This is a genomic window from Mesorhizobium sp. M7A.F.Ca.CA.002.09.1.1 (genome assembly GCF_003998555.1).
Lineage (GTDB): Bacteria > Pseudomonadota > Alphaproteobacteria > Rhizobiales > Rhizobiaceae > Mesorhizobium > Mesorhizobium ciceri.
In genome coordinates this window covers 1-5,609 of record NZ_RZRR01000317.1, presented here as the reverse complement: position 1 = coordinate 5,609, position 5,609 = coordinate 1, and the positions used below count along the sequence as shown (strand labels likewise).

General features: G+C 61.5%; 9 protein-coding genes and 2 pseudogenes. 6 read left to right on the top strand and 5 right to left on the bottom strand.

Annotated elements, in window-relative coordinates:
* Both EN994_RS15660 and EN994_RS15655 read left to right on the top strand, forming a co-directional pair.
* Positions 1 to 212: pseudogene (locus tag EN994_RS15660) on the top strand (EAL domain-containing protein); the annotation flags it as partial.
* Between the two features lie 112 nt (positions 213 to 324).
* A complete protein-coding gene (locus EN994_RS15655; protein WP_013530087.1) occupies positions 325 to 933 on the top strand; it encodes a glutathione S-transferase family protein in 609 nt (202 codons plus the stop codon).
* Between the two features lie 22 nt (positions 934 to 955).
* Here the strand turns inward: EN994_RS15655 and EN994_RS36125 are convergent.
* The 3 genes and pseudogenes from EN994_RS36125 to EN994_RS15640 form a co-directional block, all read right to left on the bottom strand.
* Positions 956 to 1,209, bottom strand: a pseudogene (locus EN994_RS36125) (hypothetical protein).
* Positions 1,206 to 1,406, bottom strand: a complete 201-nt coding sequence (locus EN994_RS15645; protein WP_013530089.1) for a hypothetical protein — start codon at positions 1,404 to 1,406, stop codon at positions 1,206 to 1,208. Before EN994_RS15645 ends, EN994_RS36125 begins: the two are co-directional and overlap by 4 nt.
* Positions 1,407 to 1,677: 271 nt before the next feature.
* Positions 1,678 to 1,890 (bottom strand): cold-shock protein, encoded by a 213-nt coding sequence (locus tag EN994_RS15640; protein WP_010910991.1) that lies wholly within the window; start codon positions 1,888 to 1,890, stop codon positions 1,678 to 1,680.
* Positions 1,891 to 2,164: 274 nt separating this feature from the next.
* On the opposite strand from EN994_RS15640, the gene EN994_RS15635 reads away from it, so the two are divergent.
* The gene (locus tag EN994_RS15635; RefSeq protein ID WP_063168803.1) at positions 2,165 to 2,494 is read left to right on the top strand and encodes a hypothetical protein; all 330 of its coding nucleotides are present in this window, start codon (positions 2,165 to 2,167) and stop codon (positions 2,492 to 2,494) included.
* A gap of 26 nt (positions 2,495 to 2,520) precedes the next feature.
* Here the strand turns inward: EN994_RS15635 and EN994_RS15630 are convergent, their stop codons facing one another.
* Entirely contained in the window at positions 2,521 to 3,411 is an 891-nt protein-coding gene (locus tag EN994_RS15630) for a LysR family transcriptional regulator (protein WP_024504141.1), read from the bottom strand.
* 149 nt (positions 3,412 to 3,560) lie between these two features.
* Here EN994_RS15630 and EN994_RS15625 point away from each other — a divergent pair, with 149 nt between their 5' ends.
* Genes EN994_RS15625 through EN994_RS15615 form a run of 3 tightly spaced genes read left to right on the top strand, consistent with a single transcriptional unit; the run spans position 3,561 to position 5,369 of the window.
* Positions 3,561 to 4,463, top strand: a complete 903-nt coding sequence (locus tag EN994_RS15625) for an MBL fold metallo-hydrolase (RefSeq protein WP_063168802.1) — start codon at positions 3,561 to 3,563, stop codon at positions 4,461 to 4,463.
* 1 nt (position 4,464) lies between these two features.
* Positions 4,465 to 4,854 (top strand): nuclear transport factor 2 family protein, encoded by a 390-nt coding sequence (locus tag EN994_RS15620; RefSeq protein ID WP_063168801.1) that lies wholly within the window; start codon positions 4,465 to 4,467, stop codon positions 4,852 to 4,854.
* 26 nt (positions 4,855 to 4,880) lie between these two features.
* Positions 4,881 to 5,369, top strand: coding sequence for a nuclear transport factor 2 family protein (locus tag EN994_RS15615; RefSeq protein WP_063168800.1), 489 nt, complete (start codon positions 4,881 to 4,883; stop codon positions 5,367 to 5,369).
* Positions 5,370 to 5,399: 30 nt separating this feature from the next.
* Here EN994_RS15615 and EN994_RS15610 read toward each other — a convergent pair.
* A partial coding sequence (locus EN994_RS15610; RefSeq protein WP_164745943.1) for an MGMT family protein occupies positions 5,400 to 5,609 on the bottom strand: 210 nt, incomplete at its 5' end.

Genomic DNA, 5,609 nt, shown 5'->3' with positions numbered 1-5,609 from the left:
TTTCCAGCTTGCATGACCGCGGCGCCAAGGTGCTGGTCGAAGGCATCGAGCAGCCCACCCATCTGCGCGCCGCGCTCGAAGGCGGCGTCGACCTGCTGCAGGGTTTTCTCCTCGCCCGCCCAGCCTTGGCGGGGACCGTTTTCGAGGAAGAGCCACTGAACATCGACACGCTGCTGGGTACCGGCGGCAATGTCGTCCCGCTGTTCGGCTAGGGGCGCCACTATTCACACATCAGCGGCGCTGATCGTCGCGACAAAACAAATCATTGGTTGAGTCCGCCGCCGCTGCGATAATCGCGCGGAGACAGTGCTCGGGGGAACAGCCATGATACTTTACGGCATGATAGACAGCGGCAATTGCTACAAGCCGCGCCTGCTGATGGCGAAGCTTGGCCTAGCCTTCACCAACGTCGAGGTGAGTTCGCACACAGGCGACACACGCAAAGCCGACTTTGTCGCCAAGAACCCGAACGCCATGGTGCCGCTGCTCGAGTTCGACGATGGCCGGCGGCTGGCCGAATCCAACGCCATCCTGCTCTATCTCGCCGAAGGCACACGCTTCCTGCCGGCGGACAGGTATGAGCGTGGGCTCGCGTATCAATGGCTGTTCTTCGAACAATACAGCCACGAGCCCTACATAGCCGTGCGCAAGGCGCTGCTGACCTTTCCCGAACGTGCTGGGGATGCGACCCCGGAGCGGCTGGCGGTGACGCTGGAGCGCGGCAACAAGGCGCTCGGCGTGATGAACAGGCATCTGGAAAACAATGCCTTCTTCGCTGGCAGCGCGCTCAGCGTCGCCGACATCGCGCTCTATGCCTATACGCATACGGCGGAGCAGGGCGGTTTCCAGCTCGACGCCTATCCGGCGGTGTCGGCATGGCTTGGCCGCGTGGAAGCGGATCCGGGGCATGTGCCGATCGAGTGGGTGGGGTAGCCTTCTCCTCCTGAAGGAGGGGCTATTTCAACAAATGGTCGTAGTCGGCGTGGGTGCCGACCCAGAACCAGATCACATCTTCATTGTTGCGTATGGCAACAGCCCGATAGTTTTCGTCAACTCGCGCCGACCAATAGCGACCGACCTGTTTGAAATGCAGTGAGGGATGAAAAGGATCGAACGCAGTCGGGCAAAACGCCTGTCCGCCTTTGCTCTGATTGACGATGGCAGTTTTTCATAAGCCTCCCAGAACGATGGAGAGGCGACGTGGTTCACAGAGGCCGCGTCCGACCAGCGCGATGGTCAGCCAGCGCCTGTTCGGCAAGCCTGTCCAAACGGCCCGCCTTCGCGTCGGCTTCCATCTGCCGGTCCCACATATCCGCCTGGAGCGCCTCGAACCAGGCGGCAAACGCCTTCAGTTCCTCGGGGCTCAGTTCGGCGACGGATTTTTCGATCTGCTCAAGTTTGGTCATGGCCGAATGGTACCACTACTGGGCTAAAAGTACCACAAGTTGGAACCATAGTGCGGGCTGCGCCACCTAACCCAGACAGCAAAAAAGGCGGGATAAATCCCGCCTTCCCATGCTTGGTAGCCTGATCGGGAGCGTCCGGTCCGGGCTGGCAGCTATCTGCTGATCCAGCTTGTCGGGTCTTTCCGCTCCAGCGCGCTTCTCGCGCGACTGTCAGTACATCCGTGACTTGCCGCGCGCCCCGAACTCTCGCCCGGCGCGCGCTATCGCAAAATCAGGCTGCCTTGCTCAGAGATCCAGCGGACGACTTGCCAGTGCGGCGGTCCTGCTCGATCTCGAAGTTGATCTTCTGGCCTTCGACCAGGGTCGACAGTCCAGCACGCTCGACAGCGGAGATGTGGACGAATACGTCCGCGCCGCCCGCGTCAGGCTGAATGAAGCCGAAGCCCTTGGTGGCGTTGAACCACTTGACCGTTCCAGTTGCCATTTAGATAGTCCTTCACATTTGCTTTAGATTGACCGGACCGAGGTCCAGCCGGTGTGCATCGAGATTTTGGAGATAGACGTCAGCAAACGCGATTATCGCGAGGCCCGGATCGATCGGCCGAAATATCAATGGAAGGCATATAGGCTGCTTTCGCACAAAAAACAAGACTGTGTGAGAAAGCCGTGATCAGGGCGCTGCCCAATGGCCGCCCTAATCGCGTGAGAGCGTCACGACGGATCGCGACGTCCCTGGGCGGCGGATCAGGGAGAGGACCATGAAAACCATTCTGCTTGCCGCCTGCCTGACGCTTGTCGCCGCTCAGGCTCAGGCGATCTCGCGCTACGACCCGACGCGTATGAGTTGCGGCAACGTTCAGGCGACGATCGCCCGGCAGGGGGCGGTCATCCTGCGCTACCAGTCGAAGCGGGTGCCGGGACTGTCGCTCTACGACCGCTATGTGCAGAGCCAGCGATTCTGCAGCATGGGCGAGGTGAGGACACGAGCCTACGTGCCGAGCGCCGACACAAAGTCCTGCCCGGTCTACAACTGCAAGCGGTCGGACAACGACCGGCATTTCCGCCGGCGGTTCTTCCATAACAACTAGCGCTTGTCGACCGGCAGCCATTGCTCTCAATCCCGGATATGCTCCGTGAGCATGGATACGAATTGCGTCACCTTTTGCGGGCGAAAGCGCGCCGCCGGATAGACCACGTGAATGCCGCCGGAGGGCAGCGCCCAGTCGGGGAGCACGTGGACGAGGCGCCCCTGCGATAGATAGTCGACGACCAGATAGTCCGGCAGAACTGCCAGTCCGCCGCCGGCGAGCGTCGCTTCCAGTACGGCGGGCGTCGAGTTGATGGAGAACGCCTCGCGCAGGGTGATGGTGCGCGGCTCGGAATCGCCTCGGGTGAAGTTCCAGGTGAACGGCTTGCGAAGCACGGCATTGGCAACGAGCGGCAAGGAAGAAAGATCTTCCGGCTTGTCCACCCTGATCCCGGCCGCGAAATCCCGCGACGCGACCAGGATTTGCCGGAAGGTGCCGATGCGTCGCGCCTGCTGGCTGGAGTCATCCAGCCAGCCAACCCGGATGGACAGGTCGATCTTGTTGCCGATCAAGTCAATTATGGCATCGGAAATGACCAGTTCGACGCCGCAGGCCGGAAATCTCTGGCGAAAGCGGGCGGCGATCGGGGCCAGCACGATCGCGCCATAGTCATTGGACGCGGAAACACGCAGCACACCGGCCACCTCGGCGTTGGCCTCGCCAACCTCGGCGACCGCTTCTTCGACATCCCGCAGGATCAGAACGCAGCGTGCATGCAGAAGACGGCCTGCTTCCGTCGGCTCGACCCTTCGCGTCGTGCGCACGAGAAGCGTGGTCCGCAGCTCAGCCTCGAGGCGAGCGACTTGTTGGCTGACGACTGTTTTCGTGATGCCAAGCCGCTCGGCCGCGCGGGTAAAGGAACCTGCGTCGACCACGGTGGCAAAATAGGCGAGGCGATTGAGGTTTATCGATTCCACCACGAAGGCTCATTGTAAGCTTTCAACATACAGTTTGTATTATTACGGCCAATTTATTGATTAATCCAGAGGGCTTACCGTGCCGTCTACCGTCCGCCCTGCGGGCCCGTAGCCGCACCCGATCCCCTTTCATTCAACGGAGATATTCCATGTTCACGAGGAGACAGATCATGAAGACCTCATTGGTCCTCGGCGCAACCGCCGTTTTCGCGCCCATCGACAGCGGCCAGGCCGCCGGCGCCAAGCTTGGCTGGAAACACTTCCCGGCGGGTCCAAACGGTTTCTTCCGTGCGCCGGTGCTGCTGTCGGGGCCGAGCGAAGCCCTGTTGATCGACGGCGGCTTCACCTATCCGGACGGCAAGGCGCTCGCCGATGCCATCAAGGCCACCGGCAAGAAGCTGACCACCATCTATGTCACTCAGTCTGATCCCGATTACTACTTCGGCCTGAAGCCGGTGCGGGACGCCTTCCCGGAGGCAAAAGTCATCGCTGCCTCCGCCACGCTGGAAGCCATCAAGGGCAATGTGGAGAAGAAGCTCGCCGTCTGGGGTCCGCAACTGAAGGAAAATGGCCCGCAGGCGCTTTCCGACATCGTCCTCCCCGAGGCATTCGACGGCGCAACGCTGACGGTCGATGGCGAGACTGTAGAGATCGTCAATGCGGAAGAAGGATTGGCCAACCGCCGCTATCTGTTCGTGCCGTCGCTCAATGCCGTTTTCGGCGGGGTGATGATCTTCTCGGGCGTTCACGTCTGGACCGCCGACACGCAGACCAGGGAAAGCCGCGCCGCCTGGATCAAGACGCTGGACGCGATTGCCGCCCGCAAGCCCGCTGTCGTGGTGCCCGGCCACATGGCCCCCGATGCCGCGATCGGTCCTTCGGCGGTGGAGTTCACCAAGTCCTATCTCCTCACCTTCGAGGAAGAACTGGACAAGGCGGCAGACAGCGCCGCGTTGAAGGCCGCCATGGAGACCCGCTTCCCCGGCCTCGGTATGGGCGTCGCCCTCGATGTCGGATCCAAGGTCGCCAAGGGCGAGATGAAGTGGGGCTGACATGGCGACGAACCTCGATTTGATCCGTAGAACCTACGAGGGAACTTCCGAGGAGAACGGCCGCAATCTGCTGGCCGTTCTTTCCGCCGACATCGAATGGACCGAGGCGGAAGGATTCCCCTATGCCGGCACCTATGTCGGCATCGAGGCCCTGATGCAGGGGGTCTTCAAGCGGCTCGGCTCGGAGTGGATCGGATACCACGCCGACGTGCACAGCTTCATTGCCGATAGCGACCGGGTGGCGGCCTTCGGCGTGTATTCCGGTACATATAAGGCGACGGGAAAATCCATGACGGCCCCCTTCGCTCATCTCTACGAACTGCGGGACGGCAAGATCATCCGCATGCGGCAGTATGTCGATACGGTGCTCGTTGCGCGCGCATTGACCTGACACCGAAGCAACCGAGGGAGACATCCGTGCTGCAACTTAAATCCTTCGCGGCGGCCGCTTTCGCGGTCGCGGCGCTCACCGCCGCGGCGCATGCGGAAAACACCAAGCCGGTCAAGCAGGTGCTGCAACAGCATGAATTGACTCAAAAAAACAGGACGCTTGTCCTGAAAGCCTATCAGGCGCTGTTCGGCGACCATGACCTTACCGCGCTGGACCGCTATTGGGCCGAGGCTTACATTCAGCATAACCCGACGATGACGGATGGCCGAGACTCGGTCAAAAAGCTTCTCGAAAGCATGGGTGTCGCCAATTGGCCAAAACAAAAAGTCGACTTCAAGCGGGTGATCGCCGAAGGCGACCTCGTCATGACCCAGGTCGTTCAACCGAGGGCAGGTAACATGCCGGAGACCGTCATCGTGGACATTTTTCGCGTTGAAAACGGCAAGATCGCCGAGCATTGGGACGTGATGCAGCCGGTGCCCGCCAACCCGGTCAATAAGCGACCGATGTACTGATCCAGGCCTTCTGCCAGCGCCGGCCGCCGCTCAAAACCCGAACGATACCTGCGCCGGCGGCGGCGGGCCGACGCGCACGCCTTCCATGGCCAGCATCTTCTCCTTGGTGACCGAGCCGCCCGGCGCCGAGAAGCCGCCGATCTTGCCGCCGGCGGCAAGGATGCGATGGCAAGGGATGACCAGCGGCACCGGATTGGCTCCAAGGGCGGCCCCGGTTTCGCGGGCGAGCCCGGCATGGCC

Bases quoted from the DNA above. Each gene is read 5' to 3' on its own strand.
- EN994_RS15655 (WP_013530087.1), top strand. From the start codon at position 325: ATGATACTTTACGGCATGATAGACAGCGGCAATTGCTACAAGCCGCGC.
- EN994_RS15645 (WP_013530089.1), bottom strand. From the start codon at position 1,406: ATGACCAAACTTGAGCAGATCGAAAAATCCGTCGCCGAACTGAGCCCC.
- EN994_RS15640 (WP_010910991.1), bottom strand. From the start codon at position 1,890: ATGGCAACTGGAACGGTCAAGTGGTTCAACGCCACCAAGGGCTTCGGC.
- EN994_RS15635 (WP_063168803.1), top strand. From the start codon at position 2,165: ATGAAAACCATTCTGCTTGCCGCCTGCCTGACGCTTGTCGCCGCTCAG.
- EN994_RS15625 (WP_063168802.1), top strand. From the start codon at position 3,561: ATGTTCACGAGGAGACAGATCATGAAGACCTCATTGGTCCTCGGCGCA.
- EN994_RS15620 (WP_063168801.1), top strand. From the start codon at position 4,465: ATGGCGACGAACCTCGATTTGATCCGTAGAACCTACGAGGGAACTTCC.